Genomic DNA, 15,304 nt, shown 5'->3' with positions numbered 1-15,304 from the left:
GATGAATGTGGAACAATTGATTGCACCTGAACAATACAATATTACTTCCGAGTTGGAAGCATACAAAAATGATGCCGAACGGATTGCGGTTCGCTGGTTCGATGCGGACAACAACCGTCTCGAACTCTCATATCAGGATCTTTTCTCCAAAATGAATCAATACGCACAAGCCTTCATGAAATTAGGGCTCGAAAAGGGAGATCGCGTATTGATCATCCTGCCGCGGATTCCGGAAGCGTATATTACGTACCTGGCGTGTTTGCGTGCAGGGCTGGTCGCGATTCCGTGTTCTGAAATGCTGCGCAAAAAAGACTTGAGCTACCGCATGGAGCATTCCGGTGCGAAAGCGATTATCGCACATTTCAAAACGACGGCCGAAACGAATTCCATTGATGAGAAATACGCTGCGCTGGACAATAAATTAATTGTCGGCGGAAAAGAAGAGGGATGGCAGTCACTGGAACAGTTGGCTTCTGCAGAATCAGAAGAATTTGAAGCAGTCGACACGAATCGTGAAGACATGGCGTTTCTATCGTATACCTCCGGAACGACCGGCAACCCGAAAGGTGTCGTGCATGTACACGGATGGGGCTACGCGCACGTCCGGACGGCTGCGACTGAATGGCTCGGCGTGCAAAGCGGCGACATCGTTTGGGCAACGGCAGCTCCAGGGTGGCAAAAATGGATTTGGAGCCCGTTCCTTTCGACGATCACGCTCGGGGCGACGGCGCTCGTCTATAACGGCGGGTTCGATGCACTGAAATATTTGGATATTCTGAAGGAAGAAAAAGTCAATGTGCTGTGCTGCACACCGACTGAATACCGTATCATGGCGAAAGTCGAAAACCTGAACGATTATAAATTGCCTCATATGCGCAGTGCGGTTTCTGCTGGAGAGCCGCTCAACCGCCAAGTGATCGATGCTTTTCAGGAAGCTTTCCAATTGAATGTGCGTGATGGCTACGGACAGACGGAAAATACCTTGCTTGTGTGCATCTTGCAGGACATGGACATGAAACCCGGTTCGATGGGCAAACCGACACCAGGAAATCCGGTTGATATTATCAACGAAGACGGACAGCCAGCCGCGCCAGGAGAGGTCGGCGATATTGCCGTACACAAAAGTTGTCCGGCGCTGTTCCGCGAATATTACCGGGACCCGGAACGGACACAAGCTTCGTTCCGCGGCGATTGGTATTTGACCGGTGACCAGGCTTCACGCGATGAAGATGGCTATTTCTGGTTCGAGGGCCGCAGCGACGACATCATCATTTCTTCTGGCTATACAATCGGGCCGTTTGAAGTGGAAGATGCGCTCATGAAGCATCCAGCCGTACAGGAATGTGCAGTCGTAGCAGCGCCGGATGAAATCCGCGGCAATATCGTCAAGGCATTTGTCGTATTGAGAGATGGCGGCAAGCAGGACGAAACGATGGTCAAGGAATTGCAGGACCATGTCAAGGGAATTACCGCACCTTATAAATACCCGCGTGTCATCGAATTTTTGACGGAGCTCCCGAAAACGACTTCCGGAAAGATTCGCCGCGTGGAATTGCGTAAGATGAACGCTTAAAAAGCAAGCCGCGCTGAAACAAGCGCGGCTTTTTCTATGCTGTTTAAGATGTCCTGCTTTCGTCAATATATATAGGTAGACGGACATGAAGGAAATTGGGAGTCCGGGTGTGTTTAGAGGGGGCCGCTTATGGAACAGTGGATTACATCGGTAATGGAAAATTACGGCTATTTCGGGATTTTCCTGCTTATTTTGTTGGAGAATGTCTTTCCGCCGGTGCCTTCTGAAGTAGTTCTGACGGCTGGGGGATTTATGACATCGACGACCAGCCTCACTGTGTGGGGAGTCATCATGTCAGCCACGGCAGGGTCGGTTGCTGGTGCGGTCATGCTCTATGGGCTCGGGCTTTTGTTGGATGTTGAACGGCTGGAGCAAATTATTGACAAACACGGCAATTGGCTGCGCCTCAAAAAAGCAGACCTTTACAAAGCAGATCGCTGGTTTGACCGCTTCGGCGGGTTTGCCGTATTCATCGGTCGGCTGATTCCGCTTGTCCGCAGCCTCATATCGATTCCAGCAGGCATGTCCAATATGAAATTCGTTTTATTCTTGGCTTTTACGACAGCCGGCACCTTGATCTGGAATACCGTGCTTGTCTATATCGGTCGTGCGGTCGGGGAGAACCGGGAAGAAATCCTGGCACAATTGGGCATTTATTCGAATATCGTCTATGCCTTGCTCATTGTCGGTGCCATCGTCGGGTTGTGGTTGTTTAAGAAAAGGCGCGGCGCAGGACAGTGAATCTTTTACGATAGGAAAGTTAATCAGGAGAAGGGTGGAGGAGTTTCATGAAACCGATTTTATTCATTACCCAGCAATTGCCGGAACAGGCAGTAGCGGATTTGCACGATGTCTACGAAGTGCGCATGTGGCCGGAAGAGGAACGCAATGCGCCGCGTGAAAAATTGCTTGAAGAAGCGAAGGAAGCGAAGGCGCTTTGGACCATGCTCGGCGATGAAATCGACCGCGAGCTATTCGAGTCGGCCCCGAACTTGAAAATCGTCGTGAATTTGGCAGTTGGTTATAATAATATCGATCTCGATGCAGCGAGAGAACATAAAGTAATCGTCACGAATACACCAGATGTCTTGACTGAAACAACGGCTGACTTAACATTTGCTTTGATGCTGGCCACGGCCCGCCGCTTGATCGAAGCGGAGAAGACGGTGAGAAACGGCGAATGGCAAGCTTGGACGCCGATGGGATTGACCGGCCAGAACGTGCACGGCACCACTGTCGGGATTGTCGGCATGGGACGCATCGGGGAAGCGGTGTGCATGCGTGCGCAAGGCTTCAATATGGAAGTCATCTATCATAACCGGACGCGCAAAAGCCTGGAAGAAGCCCAATATGCGGAACTTGATGATTTATTGAAGCGCTCCGATTTCGTTGTGATCCTTGCCCCGCTGACCGAACAAACGAAAGGCATGATCGGCGACCGGGAGCTATCCTTGATGAAAGAGACTGCGATTCTCATCAATTGCGGAAGAGGCGGGATTGTCGATGAACAGGCCCTTTATGAAGCATTGAAGAATAAATCCATATGGGGAGCGGGGCTTGATGTGTTTGAACAAGAGCCGCTGCCGCTGGACCATCCGCTTCAAACGCTCGACAATTTGACGGTTACGCCACATATCGGAAGCGCGACGGTGCAGACGCGCTATGCGATGATGCAATTGAACAAAGAAGCGCTGCAAGCTTGCGCAAACAGCAAACCCGTCAAGAACCGGGTGTGCTGAAAAAAACAGTCCCGTAAAGCGGGGCTGTTTTTATATGCATTCGGGGATGAAGCTTCAGGGGATGTTGAATTTTTTTGCGCGTTGGGGTAAAATAGGCTAGGTTTTTCCTGTATCAAGGAAATGTGCCAAATCGAAAATCAGGAGGTATGATTCATGCAAAATCATACACATAATGTCTTACTGTACTATCTATACACCCCGATTGAAAATCCCGAAGAGTTCGCTGCCGAGCATTTGGCTGCTTGTAAGGAAATCGGATTGAAAGGCCGCATCCTCGTATCGGACGAAGGGATCAACGGCACATGCTCTGGCACGATCGAGCAAACTGAACAATACATGGAAATGCTGAAGAGCGATTCGCGTTTTGCGGACATCGTCTTTAAAATCGACGAAGCGGATGGCCATGCTTTCAAAAAAATGCACGTCCGTGCAAAAAATGAAATCGTCCACCTTGGACTCGAAGAAGATATCAACCCAAATGAATTGACCGGCAATTATTTGGAGCCGGCAGAATTTTATAAATTGATGCAAGACCAGGATACCGTGGTCATCGATGCACGCAATGACTACGAGTACGACTTGGGCCATTTCCGCGGTGCGGTACGTCCTGATGTTGAAACCTTCCGTGATTTGCCGGAATGGATCCGCGAAAACAAAGAGCAGTTCGAAGGCAAGAAAATCTTGACCTATTGTACAGGCGGCATCCGCTGTGAAAAATTCTCAGGCTGGATGAAACGCGAAGGTTTTGATGACGTCAACCAACTTCACGGAGGCATTGTCACGTACGGCAAGGACCCGGAAGTGCAAGGCAAGCTTTGGGACGGGCAATTGTACGTCTTTGATGAGCGCATCGCCGTGCCGGTCAACCGTGTCGAACACACAATTGTTGGGAAAGACCATTTCACCGGCGAGCCTTGCGAGCGCTACGTCAACTGCGCGAACCCTGAATGCAATGCGAAAATCTTGGCTTCAGAAGAAAACGAGCACAAATACATGCGTTCATGTTCAGACGAATGCCGCGAGCATCCACGCAACCGCTATGCTTTTGAGCATGGTATGACAGGGGAGCAAGTACAACAGCGCCTCGACGCATTGAAAGAAACTGCACAATCATAAGCAACCCAAAAAGCCTGAACGGCATTATCCGTTCAGGCTTTTCTTTATGGATTAATTGTCTAGTTCTTCTGCACAATCGTGGCAAATCAATTCGCCGTCGATATAGACGCCGTCCAAAAATCCGTCACGGCAATAGACATCTTTGCCGCAATTGCTGCAAGGGCCGATGAGTTCACGCATGCTGCAAGGCATTCGCGTGCACGTGCATCGCGTCTTTCAGATAGTCGGATAAACCGTCGCCGTGCTGGTCGATGGTCCGTGAAAAGCGGCTGTCGTTAGCATAAAGATTGGCCAAATTGCGGAACATATTCGGCGTGCATTCATAGAAGCGGTCAAGCAGATGGTAATACGCGGCCATTTCTTTCTGGACTTCCTTTGCATCGACCGGTAAATCCATAAGGCTGGCAACAGCGCTATAGATACGGTTCGCTTCACGATCGATTTCTTCCAAGTTCTCGGCTTCTTTCTGTGGTTTTACGGTTTCCGGTTCCGAAGCCTCCAGGACAGAAGTCTCTTCCTTGATGTTTTCAAGGTCGTCCTTGACGGATACTTCAATTTCCGGCTTCTGGTACAAGTCGATGCGATCCGGCGTATGACGGAGGGAGAACGCAGAAAAGCGCTGTTCGTTGCTGAGGGGTTCTCCGGATGAAAACTCCTCTTGTGTTGCGCGTGCATTATCGATCAATTGCTCAATGCGGAATTTTTTCTGTTCAAGCAATTCGATATGGCGCGCCATGGCATATTCGGCATCATAGCCATTTTTTATGATTTCCTGGATTTTCTTCAATGAAAATCCGAGTTCTTTAAGGAATAGGATTTGTTGCAGCAATTTCAAGTCGTCGTCGCTGTAATAGCGGTATCGGTTCGATCCTTTATTGCTCGGTTTCATTAAATCAATGCTGTCGTAATGGTGCAGTGTCCGTACGCTGACACCTGCGATTTTTGCCACTTCTTGTACTTTGTACATTTCAATCACCTCTACTCTTGATTAGACTATGACGAATGGTCAGTGTCAACCGTTTCCGGGGAATTTTATTGTAAAGGCGCCCGAATGTGACCGACTTTGCAAAGTTATGAAAGGAAGTTATGAAAGCATGTAGGAGTTTTCCGTTTTGTAGGGAATAAAGTAAATAGTGAAAGCGTTTACATTCATTGCAGAAAGGGGTAATTCGATGAAACTGACGAATTTTGTGAATGGGGAGTTCCAGCAAGAGGCGGGCGCTGATTTTGTGCCAGTTGTCAATCCGGCAACAGGCGAAGAGTTGGCAGCTGTACAGCGGTCAACTGCCGCGGATGTGGAGGAAGCGGTGAAAGCAGCCAAAGCGGCACAGAAAAAATGGGCGCTTGTCCCTGCACCGAAACGCGCGGATTATCTATATGAAATCGGGCGCTTGATGAAAGAAAAGAAAGAGCAGCTCGCGTCGGTACTGACAAAAGAAATGGGGAAAGTAATCGAAGAAGGGCGCGGCGAAGTTCAGGAAGGCATCGATATGGCATTTTATATGGCAGGTGAAGGCAGAAGGCTGTTCGGCGAGACAACGCCTTCGGAACTGGCGGACAAATTCGCGATGAGTGTCCGTGCGCCAATCGGTGTGGTCGGGCTCATCACACCGTGGAATTTTCCGGTGGCGATCGCCACGTGGAAATCTTTCCCGGCGATCGTGGCGGGCAATGCATTTATCTGGAAACCGGCAACGGAAACGCCGATGATGGCTTATGAAATGGCCAAAATCTTCAAGGAGGCTGGCTTGCCGGATGGTGTTGCGAACATCGTTTTCGGTTCCGGTTCAGAAGTTGGGACGGCGATGATCGAGCACCGGGATATCCGGGTCATTTCATTTACCGGATCGACGGATACAGGACGTAAAGTGGCGGAACTCGGCGGGCGCCATTTGAAAAAAGTGTCGCTTGAGATGGGCGGAAAAAACGCGGTCATCGTCATGGATGATGCAGATTTGGACCTCGCAGTGGATGGAATTCTCTGGAGCGCGTTCGGCACCGCCGGCCAGCGCTGCACTGCTTGCAGCCGTGTCATCGTCCATCGGGATGTCAAAGAACAGCTGCAGCAGCGTCTGCTCGAAAAGATAGAGAAACTGACAATCGGCGACGGTATGGACGAATCCGTCAAAGTCGGACCGGTCATCAATAAGAAAGCGTTGGAGAAAATCCATTCTTATATTGAAATCGGCAAAGAAGAAGGGGCGGAACTCGTCAGGGGCGGCGAAATTTTAACGGGCGGCCATTACGATAAAGGAAACTATTACGCACCGACATTGTTTGCGGACGTAACGCCAGAAATGCGCATTGCACAGGAAGAAATTTTCGGGCCGGTCATTTCCTTGATTGAAGTTGCAAGTTTCGAGGAAGCGATCGAAGTGAACAACGGCGTCATTTACGGCTTGTCGAGCTCAATTTTCACAGCGGATGTCAACCGGGCATTCAAAGCGCAGCGCGACCTCGATACAGGAATCGTCTACATCAACGCGGGAACGACAGGGGCTGAAATCCATTTGCCGTTCGGCGGCACGAAAGGAACCGGCAATGGCCACCGTGATTCAGGCGTTGCGGCACTCGATGTCTTTACCGAATGGAAAAGTGTCTATGTGGATTTCAGTGGTAAATTGCAGCGTGCACAGATCGACAACGAAGCATAAAGGGGGCGGCGGAGATGAAATTTGCGGTACTCGGAGCAGGGTTGATGGGAAAACAAGCAGCGCGTGATTTACTTCGCAATGAGCAGGTGGAAAAAGTGATTCTGGCGGACCGGACAACGGAAAAAGCGCAAGCGTTCCGCCAGCAACTGGACGATCCGCGGCTTGAAATCGCCAAGATGGATGCAAGCCGTGACAATGAGCTGAAGCAAGTCATCGCACAGGCGGATGTCGTGATCAATGCGTTGTTCTATACCTTCAATGAGAAAGTAGCGAAAATCGCGATCGAATGTGGTGTTCATTCCGTCGACCTTGGCGGGCATATCGGAGGCGCTACAGATAAGGTGCTCGCCATGCACGACCAAGCGTCCAACCAAGGCGTAACCGTCATTCCGGATCTTGGCGTGGCGCCGGGGATGATCAATATTTTAACCGGCTATGGTGCGAGCCAATTGGACAAGGTCGAATCGATCCGCATTTATGTCGGAGGCATTCCGCTCCACCCGGCACCGCCGCTCGAATACAAACACGTTTTCTCACTCGAAGGCGTTTTCGACCATTACACGGACCCGTCGCACGTCATCCGTGGTGGAGAACTGGAAGAAGTCGAATCGCTATCGGAAATCGAGCCGATCGCGTTCGAAGGGTTCAATGAGTTGGAAGCTTTCCATACATCAGGCGGTACGTCGACCTTGACGAAAACGTTCCACGATGTGGATTCACTGGAGTACAAAACGATCCGTTACCAGGGCCATGCCGACAAATTCCGTTTGCTCGTCGAATTGGGCTTGACGAATCGCGAAGGAAAAGTGACAGCCGGAGGGCATGAAGTGTCGCTGCGTGAAGTGCTGCTGAAAGTGCTCGAGCCGATTACAGAACTTGGCGACGAGAAAGATGCCGTGCTTTTGCGCGTGACGGTTTCCGGTGTGAAAGAGCAAGAGGAATGCACTTACCGATATGAAATGGTGACCATTCGCGATGAATCGACTGGCGTCACGGCGATGGCGCAGGCCACGGCCTACAGCATTTCTGTTGTGGCGCAGATGATCGCGGATGGGCGTATCCAAAAACGAGGCGTCTATCCACCGGAGCAGATTGTGCCGGGTGCTGAATACATCGCGGAAATGAAGAAGCGCGGGGTAACTATTGAAGAAACGGTGCAACGGGCAACGCATCATAACTAGCAAGGAGGAAAACGGCATGGATTTTGAATACAGCGAAGAACAAGAGATGCTGCGTAAAACCGTCCGGAAATTTGTCGATGAAGAAATCATGCCCTATATAAAAGACTGGGACACAGAGGGTCATTTCCCCGAATCGATTTGGCAGCGACTGGCCGATCTCGGTTTGATGGGGGTGTGCATTCCGGAAGCATACGGCGGCAGCGGCATGGATTATAATTCACTGGCCATCGTCTGCGAAGAACTTGAACGCGGCGACACCACGTTCCGCACGGCTGTTTCTGTCCATACAGGCTTGAACTCGCTATCGCTTCTGCAATGGGGCACAGAAGAGCAAAAGCAGAAATTTTTGGTGCCGCAGGCAAAAGGCGAAAAAATCGGCGCGTTCGGGCTGACGGAGCCAGGAGCCGGATCGGACGTGGCCGCGCTTTCAACTACCGCCAAACGCGACGGAGATGACTATGTGTTGAATGGGCAGAAAACATGGATTTCACTCTGTGACCAAGCAGACCATTTCCTCGTTTTCGCCTATGTTGATAAAGAGAAATCGCATAAAGGAATCAGTGCTTTTATCGTAGAACGTGACCGTGAAGGCTTTTCATCCAAAGCAATCAAAGGGAAATACGGCATACGGGCAGGCAATACAGGAGAATTGTTCATGGAAGATGTGCGCATCCCGGCAGGCAACCGGCTCGGAGAAGAAAGAGAAGGGTTCAAGATTGCGATGGCTTCACTCGACAATGGCCGTTTCACGGTTGCTGCCGGCGCATGCGGCTTGATGATGGCCTGTTTGGAAGCAAGCCTGGATTATTGCAAGACGCGCACGACCTTCGGAAAGCCGATCGGTGAGCATCAGCTGGTACAGCAAATGCTTGCTAATATGGAAGCAGGCTATCAAATGAGCCGATTGCTCGTTTACCGCGCCGGCGAATTGAAGAACAGCGGCAAGCGCAATACGCGCGAAACCTCGCTCGCCAAATGGCAGGCATGCAATTTTGCCAATAAAGCGGCAGATGACGCGGTGCAGATTCACGGTGCTTATGGCTATTCCGATGATTATCCAGTCGCCCGCTACCTGCGCAATTCCAAAGCGCCGGTCATTTACGAAGGCACCCGGGAAATTCATACGCTCATGCAGGCGGACTATGTGCTCGGCAACCGTGTAGACAAGGAATTGAACCAGATGCTGCCTGCCTGGCCGTTCGAATGAATTTTGGATTCGATTCGCAGTCTTTTCAGTGAAAAATAAAAAAGAACGGGCATAGACCCCGTTCCTTCAACTGCCGAGTAGCATCCGGCAGTTTTTTTACGTAAAAATATCTTCTTCGTTCGGCACAAGCAAATTGAGCTTTCCCGGTTGGACACTGATTGATGCCGGTGTCTTCATATAGATTTCACCGTCCGTGTCGATATCCATCGGAGCGTCTGTGCGAATGTCGATTTCTCGTCCCTGCAGATGGATGATGTGCTCGAGATCTTCTGCAGTAAGGTTGGGTTTGGATAATGAAAACCATTCGCGAATGGCGGCGAACGAAGAGCTTTGGATAATGAATACATCCAAGAGCCCATCAGCGGGGTCAATGCTTTGCATCGGGAACAAATGGGTACCAATGGATTTCCCGTTCATGGCCAGCACCAAAACGGCTTCTTCTTCGTACGCTTGACCGTCGATCACCAGCGATACATTAAACGGTTCTGCTTGCCTCATCGTCTGCATTGCGCTCATGAAATAGCTGAGCTTGCCGTAGCGTTCCTTCAGGTCGGGATCGATATTGAAGGAAGCATCTGTGATCAAGCCGATGCCTGCGAAGTTCAAAAACGTCCCTTTGTTGATGGTCGCCGTATCGACTTGCTGCAATTTGCCTTGGCTTAAGCTTTTCGCGGCCTCGTCGAGGTACAACGGAATGTTCATCGTGCGCGCAAAATCGTTGCACGTCCCGCTTGGCAAAATTCCGAGGGGCGGCGGGTTGTCGAGTGAGCTGAGTGCGTGTGCGGCCAGGTGGACCGTGCCGTCCCCGCCTGCGACAAACAATGCGTCGGCGCGTTCGGCGGCAGAACGACAGACCGATTCCAGTTCTTCCGGGGAATCGGTCTTGATCAGCTCCAGTGTTTTCGAAGATGCGGCGAGTTGCGGCACGGCCAAGCCCATAACCGCATCTAACGTGGACGCGCCTGCCTGAGCATTATACAATAATACGGAATGCGTGAATCCGGCCATGCGTAAGTCCTCCATTTTTCATCATTACTCAACCATTCCACTAATGAAGGGCTAGTAAACGCATCAACGGAATTCCGTAAAAAGGAGTGCTCATATGACGAGGAAATTATATTACGACGATCCTTATTTAAGAGAAATAACTGTTCAAGTGGCCGAGTCGGCAGCTGATGAAGGCGGGCAGTATGTAGTTCTCGACCAAACCTGCTTTTATCCGGAAGGCGGCGGGCAGCCAGCGGACCAGGGGATGATTGGAACTGCCGCAGTGCTTGATGTCCAAAATCATGGCGGGGAAATCCGCCATTACCTGGACCGGCCCCTGGAACTGGGCGAATACAAGGCGGCGCTGGATTGGAACAGAAGATGGGACCATATGCAGCAGCATGCCGGCCAGCATCTTTTGAGCGCGTTATTGGAAGATCGCCATGGCTACCGGACCACCAGTTTCCATCTCGGGAAAGAGCGGGTATCGATTGATCTGCATAAAGCCTCCATCGACCGGGCAACATTGCGGCAAGTGGAACTTGAAGCTAACCGAATTATCCAAAGCCATTTGCCAATCCGCACGCGTTTCGTACATGAAAGTCAGCTTGAGCAATTGAACCTTCGGAAGCCCCCCGCTGTCACGGGAGACATCCGCCTGGTGGAAATAGATAGCATCGATTTGAATGCGTGCGGCGGTACGCATCCGGACAATACCGCGGGAATCGGGCTGTTGAAAATTATCGGGACAGAAAAAGCCAAAGGCGGCACGCGGCTCTATTTTCTATGTGGAGAGCGAGCGCTCGAACATTTCGGTAAATTGAGCGACACGAGCGATGCATTGATTGGGAAACTGAATGCCCCGCTCGCTGAACTGGTACAAGCGGCAGATGCTTTATTATCAGAGAAAATTGCAGCCGATAAGGAAATCGTGGAGTTGAAAAAACAACTGCTGCTTTCAGAGGCAAAAGCGTTAACGCCGGAAGGGGGCGTCGCGATCCGGAACTTCGGCGACCGGCCCGTCAAGGAATTGCAGCAGCTGGCGCGTTTGGCTACTGAAGAATACCCGTCCGTCTGCCTGTTATTTGCAGCACAAGAAGAAGGCAGCATCCGATTGGTATGCGCCCGCGGCAATGAATCATCCGCCGATATGAGAGAGACCTTGAAACGCTTGCTTCAAGAAACAGATGGCAAGGGTGGCGGAACCCCTGCACTTGCGCAAGGCGGCGGCAATACAGAAGAGCCGTTCGAACGCTTCCGGGAAATTTTCAACGAAATTCATGCCAATGACTGAACGCAAGCTGTAACCTTTTGGAGGCGTAAAGGGTCTAATGGGTAAATGGCACGGGAAAGGTCGTGGTGTTCGTGAAATGGAGCAGAGCCTGGTGGATAGCGGCGATTCTTTTAGTATTTTCAGGTATAGCTTTTGTTATGCTGACGGAAAATGTAGCCATCAGCGGATCCTCCACAGCCCTTTCAGAATCCGGCTGGCGGGCCAATTTCTCAGCGCCGCTCGATGCGGATGCGATCGAAAAAGGCGCCGTCTACCTTACGGGTGCAGATGGCCAAAAGCTCGATCTCGATATGCAGTTGGCGAATGGCGGCCGGATGCTTGAAATTCCGGACATCGCAAGCGGAGACTATACGCTTCATGTCACCAAATCAGCCTTATCGAGCAGTTTCCTGAAAAGCCTTTCGACAAACCAACTCGAGTTCACGATACAAGACGAAGTCCAAAACCTGGCGGGGGAAGAGGAATTGCGTACTTATTTTATGCGATTGCTGAATCTCCAAAAAGACAATCCGTTCTACCGCGGCTTCGGTGAAGGGGTGGAAGAAGCGGAGGACAGTGCATCAGGCGAGTCGGGCGGAATGGGAGGCGGCGACCATTCGTCCACAAACAACCAGGTCGAAGGCATCGATGAAGGGGATATTGTGCAAACGGATGGCGATTATTTATATTCCGTCAGCGAGTCGCGTGTGGTGATTTCCGATATCAGAGACCCAGAAAACATGGAGCTTGCAGCAGTCTTGGAGTTTGACGGGGAAACGTATCCAGAGGAATTATTCTTATCCGGCGATACGCTTGCCGTCATTTCAAGCCGCTTTTCGCTCATGGAAACCGAAGGAGATGCGGAAATGGAAAGCTTTATGCCTTATTCCGGCATCACAGCTGTCTCTCTCTATGATGTAACTTCACCTGACAATCCGGAACTGATCCGCGAATTTGGCAATGAAGGCACATTCAATAATGCGAGGCTATCGAACGGCATCCTGTATTATGTCAGTAACGTGTTTCCGAATTACTGGATATTGGAGGAGCAGCCTGATATCGAACTGCGGCCAAGACTATTCGATTCCGCACAAGGTGGAGAGCTTGAACCCTTGCCTTATGAAGACCTGACCATCCTGCCAGGAACGATGGAAGGAAGCTATAGCGTCATCACCTCCGTTAGCCTGGAAGCGCCCGCCTCAAACGAAATTTCCACAAAAGGCTTTTTGGGTGGCAATGAACAAATGTATATGAACGAACAGCATCTCTATTTGACAGCTTCTGCGTTTGAGACGGCTGAAGGGGAGTTTGAAGATACGGCGCTTTGGGTGCCGCAACAAGCGGATACGGAAATTTTTAAATTCGGCTTGGACGGCATCTCGGTGGAATTTATCGCTTCGGCCCGTGTGCAAGGGTCTCTATTGAACCAGTTTTCGATGGATGAATTCGAAGGCCATTTCCGTTTAGCGACAACAGAAGGAGTCGACTGGGCACCGGCTTCCGAACCGAAAAACCACCTGTTCATTTTGAACGAACAATTGGAACAAGTTGGTTCAGTGGAAAACTTGGCGCCGAGCGAACGCATCTACTCGGTCCGCTTTATCGGCAGCAAAGCCTATATGGTGACTTTCCGTGAGACCGATCCGCTGTTTGCGATCGACGTTTCAGATCCTGCCGATCCAGAAGTATTGGGTGAATTAAAAATTCCTGGATTTTCCAATTACTTGCATCCGCTTGATGACAAGCATTTGATCGGGTTTGGCTACGATACAAAAATCGAGCCAGTCAAAGGGGGCGGCGAGCCGCGCATCGTGACGGGCGGGATGAAGATCTCGCTGTTCGATGTCAGCGATATGGGTGATCCCAAGGAAACCGATACGGAAATCATCGGCGGCCCTGGGACCTATTCTGCTTTGCAATATGACCACAAAGCTTTATTCCGTGATGAACAGCAAAGCTTATTCGGTTTTCCGGTATCGATCTATAAAGGAGACGGCATGGAGTATATCGAATTTCAGGCAGAAGGGGCTTTAATTTACTCGATCACCCCAGAAGGAATCGAGCTATCAGCCGATTTGACCCAAGCATCCGACCAGCCCTATGAAGACTGGAATACATCGGTCCAGCGCCTGGCTTATGCAAAAGACGCCTTGTATACAGTGGCGAATACTGAAGTCAGAAGCTATCGCTTGTCGGATTTCGAACCTCTCGGCACATTGCCCCTGCAATAAAAAATGATGGATAAGAGCGGATCTCTTCTAAAGAGATCCGCTCTTTATGGTTTCGAGCCGGGGCAGGATAAAAAAAAGGTGTTTGTACTGACAGAAAACGGGAATAACAGAAATATTCTGATATCAATAAACGGGAGGGAAAAACATGAAGGCAGTAACGTTTCAGGGAACGAAAGATATGCAAGTCAAAGAAGTCAAAGATCCGGAACTCCAAAAACGTGATGACATCATCGTAAAAATAACTTCCACCGCCATTTGCGGGACAGACCTGCACATCTATCAAGGGGCATTGCCTACCACCAAGAATACCGTCATCGGCCATGAACCGATGGGCATTGTCGAAGAAGCGGGACCAGACGTCACCAAAGTGAAAAAAGGCGACCGAATCGTCCTTCCATTTAATATTAGCTGCGGCCATTGCTTCTATTGCTCACATGAAATGGAAAGCCAATGCGACAATTCAAACGGCAATCCCCATTTTGATACGGGTGCCTATTTCGGGTTGACGGAACGCTATGGCGATTATTCAGGCGGCCAGGCTGAATATTTGCGAGTGCCCTACGCTAACTTCATGCCATTGGTCATTCCGGAATCTTCAGAGCTCGAAGATGAACAGGTCCTATTCCTGTCAGACGTACTGCCGACAGCCTGGTGGAGCGTCGAGAACGCAGGTGTCAAAGAAGGTGACACGGTCGTCGTTCTCGGCTGCGGACCAATCGGCCTCATGACCCAGAAGTTTGCCTGGATGAAAGGGGCGGCAAGGGTTATTGCGGTAGATGAATTGCCGTACCGGATGGAAAAAGCGAAAAAGATGAATAATGTGGAAATCGTTGACTTCAGCCAGCATGATAATACGGGGGCGCTGATCCACGAGATTACAAAAGGCGGCGCACGAGTTGTCATTGATTGTGTGGGGATGGACGGCAAGAAATCGACTGCGGAAGCCGTTCAGCAAAAGCTGATGCTGCAAGGCGGGACGCTAAGCGCAATCGATATCGCGAAAGATGCCGTCAGCAAGTTCGGGACCATCCAATTGACGGGCGTCTACGGATTGACCTATAATCAATTCCCACTCGGCAATTTGTTCGAACGCAACGTAACGATGAAAATGGGGCAAGCACCGGTCATCCATTTGATGCCGATGCTCCTCGACAAGATCGAAAAAGGCGAGTTCGATCCGCGTGAAATCATTTCACACATCGTGCCGCTCGATCAAGCGAGTGAAGCGTACCGGATTTTCAACGACCACGAAGACGAGTGTACCAAAGTCATTTTAAAACCATAAAATATGCCAATGAAACGCTCCGGTAACCGGAGCGTTTTAATTTTGCCTTGCCTGCGGT

Annotated in this window: 13 protein-coding genes; 10 read left to right on the top strand and 3 right to left on the bottom strand. The window is 50.5% G+C overall.

The window, feature by feature from the left end:
• Position 1 precedes the first annotated feature (1 nt).
• The 4 genes from mbcS (at position 2) to M1Q06_RS13845 (ending at position 4,428) form a co-directional block, all read left to right on the top strand.
• Complete coding sequence (gene mbcS / locus M1Q06_RS13860; RefSeq protein WP_434400103.1) at positions 2-1,573, top strand: acyl-CoA synthetase MbcS; 1,572 nt, start codon at positions 2-4, stop codon at positions 1,571-1,573.
• A gap of 129 nt (positions 1,574-1,702) precedes the next feature.
• The gene (locus tag M1Q06_RS13855) at positions 1,703-2,314 is read left to right on the top strand and encodes a DedA family protein (protein ID WP_434400101.1); all 612 of its coding nucleotides are present in this window, start codon (positions 1,703-1,705) and stop codon (positions 2,312-2,314) included.
• 47 nt (positions 2,315-2,361) lie between these two features.
• Positions 2,362-3,312 carry a 2-hydroxyacid dehydrogenase gene (locus M1Q06_RS13850; protein ID WP_434400099.1) on the top strand — a complete coding sequence of 317 codons (951 nt, stop codon included), beginning with the start codon at positions 2,362-2,364 and terminating at the stop codon, positions 3,310-3,312.
• A gap of 153 nt (positions 3,313-3,465) precedes the next feature.
• The gene (locus tag M1Q06_RS13845) at positions 3,466-4,428 is read left to right on the top strand and encodes a rhodanese-related sulfurtransferase (protein ID WP_121298524.1); all 963 of its coding nucleotides are present in this window, start codon (positions 3,466-3,468) and stop codon (positions 4,426-4,428) included.
• A gap of 51 nt (positions 4,429-4,479) precedes the next feature.
• On the opposite strand, the gene M1Q06_RS13840 is transcribed toward M1Q06_RS13845, so the two are convergent.
• The gene (locus M1Q06_RS13840) at positions 4,480-4,608 is read right to left on the bottom strand and encodes a hypothetical protein (protein WP_277751604.1); all 129 of its coding nucleotides are present in this window, start codon (positions 4,606-4,608) and stop codon (positions 4,480-4,482) included.
• Entirely contained in the window at positions 4,601-5,395 is a 795-nt protein-coding gene (locus tag M1Q06_RS13835) for a MerR family transcriptional regulator (protein ID WP_434400096.1), read from the bottom strand. The genes M1Q06_RS13840 and M1Q06_RS13835 overlap by 8 nt, the downstream gene beginning before the upstream one ends.
• A gap of 205 nt (positions 5,396-5,600) precedes the next feature.
• Here M1Q06_RS13835 and M1Q06_RS13830 point away from each other — a divergent pair, with 205 nt between their 5' ends.
• Genes M1Q06_RS13830 through M1Q06_RS13820 form a run of 3 tightly spaced genes read left to right on the top strand, consistent with a single transcriptional unit; the run spans position 5,601 to position 9,470 of the window.
• Complete coding sequence (locus M1Q06_RS13830) at positions 5,601-7,082, top strand: aldehyde dehydrogenase family protein (protein WP_434400094.1); 1,482 nt, start codon at positions 5,601-5,603, stop codon at positions 7,080-7,082.
• 14 nt (positions 7,083-7,096) lie between these two features.
• On the top strand, positions 7,097-8,263 hold the full coding sequence (locus M1Q06_RS13825; protein ID WP_434400092.1) for a saccharopine dehydrogenase family protein: 1,167 nt from the start codon (positions 7,097-7,099) through the stop codon (positions 8,261-8,263).
• A gap of 16 nt (positions 8,264-8,279) precedes the next feature.
• Positions 8,280-9,470 carry an acyl-CoA dehydrogenase family protein gene (locus M1Q06_RS13820; protein WP_434400090.1) on the top strand — a complete coding sequence of 397 codons (1,191 nt, stop codon included), beginning with the start codon at positions 8,280-8,282 and terminating at the stop codon, positions 9,468-9,470.
• 96 nt (positions 9,471-9,566) lie between these two features.
• On the opposite strand, the gene M1Q06_RS13815 is transcribed toward M1Q06_RS13820, so the two are convergent.
• Positions 9,567-10,478 (bottom strand): diacylglycerol/lipid kinase family protein, encoded by a 912-nt coding sequence (locus M1Q06_RS13815; protein WP_101191423.1) that lies wholly within the window; start codon positions 10,476-10,478, stop codon positions 9,567-9,569.
• Positions 10,479-10,572: 94 nt separating this feature from the next.
• On the opposite strand from M1Q06_RS13815, the gene M1Q06_RS13810 reads away from it, so the two are divergent.
• The 3 genes from M1Q06_RS13810 to M1Q06_RS13800 all read left to right on the top strand — a co-directional run bounded on the left by M1Q06_RS13810 (position 10,573) and on the right by M1Q06_RS13800 (position 15,246).
• A complete protein-coding gene (locus M1Q06_RS13810) occupies positions 10,573-11,751 on the top strand; it encodes an alanyl-tRNA editing protein (RefSeq protein WP_434400088.1) in 1,179 nt (392 codons plus the stop codon).
• A gap of 71 nt (positions 11,752-11,822) precedes the next feature.
• A complete protein-coding gene (locus tag M1Q06_RS13805) occupies positions 11,823-13,961 on the top strand; it encodes a beta-propeller domain-containing protein (RefSeq protein WP_434400086.1) in 2,139 nt (712 codons plus the stop codon).
• Positions 13,962-14,106: 145 nt separating this feature from the next.
• Positions 14,107-15,246, top strand: a complete 1,140-nt coding sequence (locus M1Q06_RS13800; RefSeq protein ID WP_101191417.1) for a zinc-dependent alcohol dehydrogenase — start codon at positions 14,107-14,109, stop codon at positions 15,244-15,246.
• Positions 15,247-15,304: the final 58 nt, after the last annotated feature.

It is taken from the genome of Planococcus sp. 11815 (assembly GCF_051096385.1).
GTDB classification, from domain to species: Bacteria; Bacillota; Bacilli; order Bacillales_A; family Planococcaceae; genus Planococcus; species Planococcus citreus.
The sequence above is the reverse complement of the archived record's forward strand: the minus strand, read 5'-3'. Positions and strand labels throughout refer to the sequence as shown.

Excerpts from the sequence above, each read along its gene's own strand:
- mbcS (WP_434400103.1), top strand. The coding sequence starts at position 2 with ATGAATGTGGAACAATTGATTGCACCTGAACAATACAATATTACTTCC.
- M1Q06_RS13855 (WP_434400101.1), top strand. The coding sequence starts at position 1,703 with ATGGAACAGTGGATTACATCGGTAATGGAAAATTACGGCTATTTCGGG.
- M1Q06_RS13850 (WP_434400099.1), top strand. The coding sequence starts at position 2,362 with ATGAAACCGATTTTATTCATTACCCAGCAATTGCCGGAACAGGCAGTA.
- M1Q06_RS13845 (WP_121298524.1), top strand. The coding sequence starts at position 3,466 with ATGCAAAATCATACACATAATGTCTTACTGTACTATCTATACACCCCG.
- M1Q06_RS13840 (WP_277751604.1), bottom strand. The coding sequence starts at position 4,608 with ATGCGTGAACTCATCGGCCCTTGCAGCAATTGCGGCAAAGATGTCTAT.
- M1Q06_RS13835 (WP_434400096.1), bottom strand. The coding sequence starts at position 5,395 with ATGTACAAAGTACAAGAAGTGGCAAAAATCGCAGGTGTCAGCGTACGG.
- M1Q06_RS13830 (WP_434400094.1), top strand. The coding sequence starts at position 5,601 with ATGAAACTGACGAATTTTGTGAATGGGGAGTTCCAGCAAGAGGCGGGC.
- M1Q06_RS13825 (WP_434400092.1), top strand. The coding sequence starts at position 7,097 with ATGAAATTTGCGGTACTCGGAGCAGGGTTGATGGGAAAACAAGCAGCG.
- M1Q06_RS13820 (WP_434400090.1), top strand. The coding sequence starts at position 8,280 with ATGGATTTTGAATACAGCGAAGAACAAGAGATGCTGCGTAAAACCGTC.
- M1Q06_RS13815 (WP_101191423.1), bottom strand. The coding sequence starts at position 10,478 with ATGGCCGGATTCACGCATTCCGTATTATTGTATAATGCTCAGGCAGGC.
- M1Q06_RS13810 (WP_434400088.1), top strand. The coding sequence starts at position 10,573 with ATGACGAGGAAATTATATTACGACGATCCTTATTTAAGAGAAATAACT.
- M1Q06_RS13800 (WP_101191417.1), top strand. The coding sequence starts at position 14,107 with ATGAAGGCAGTAACGTTTCAGGGAACGAAAGATATGCAAGTCAAAGAA.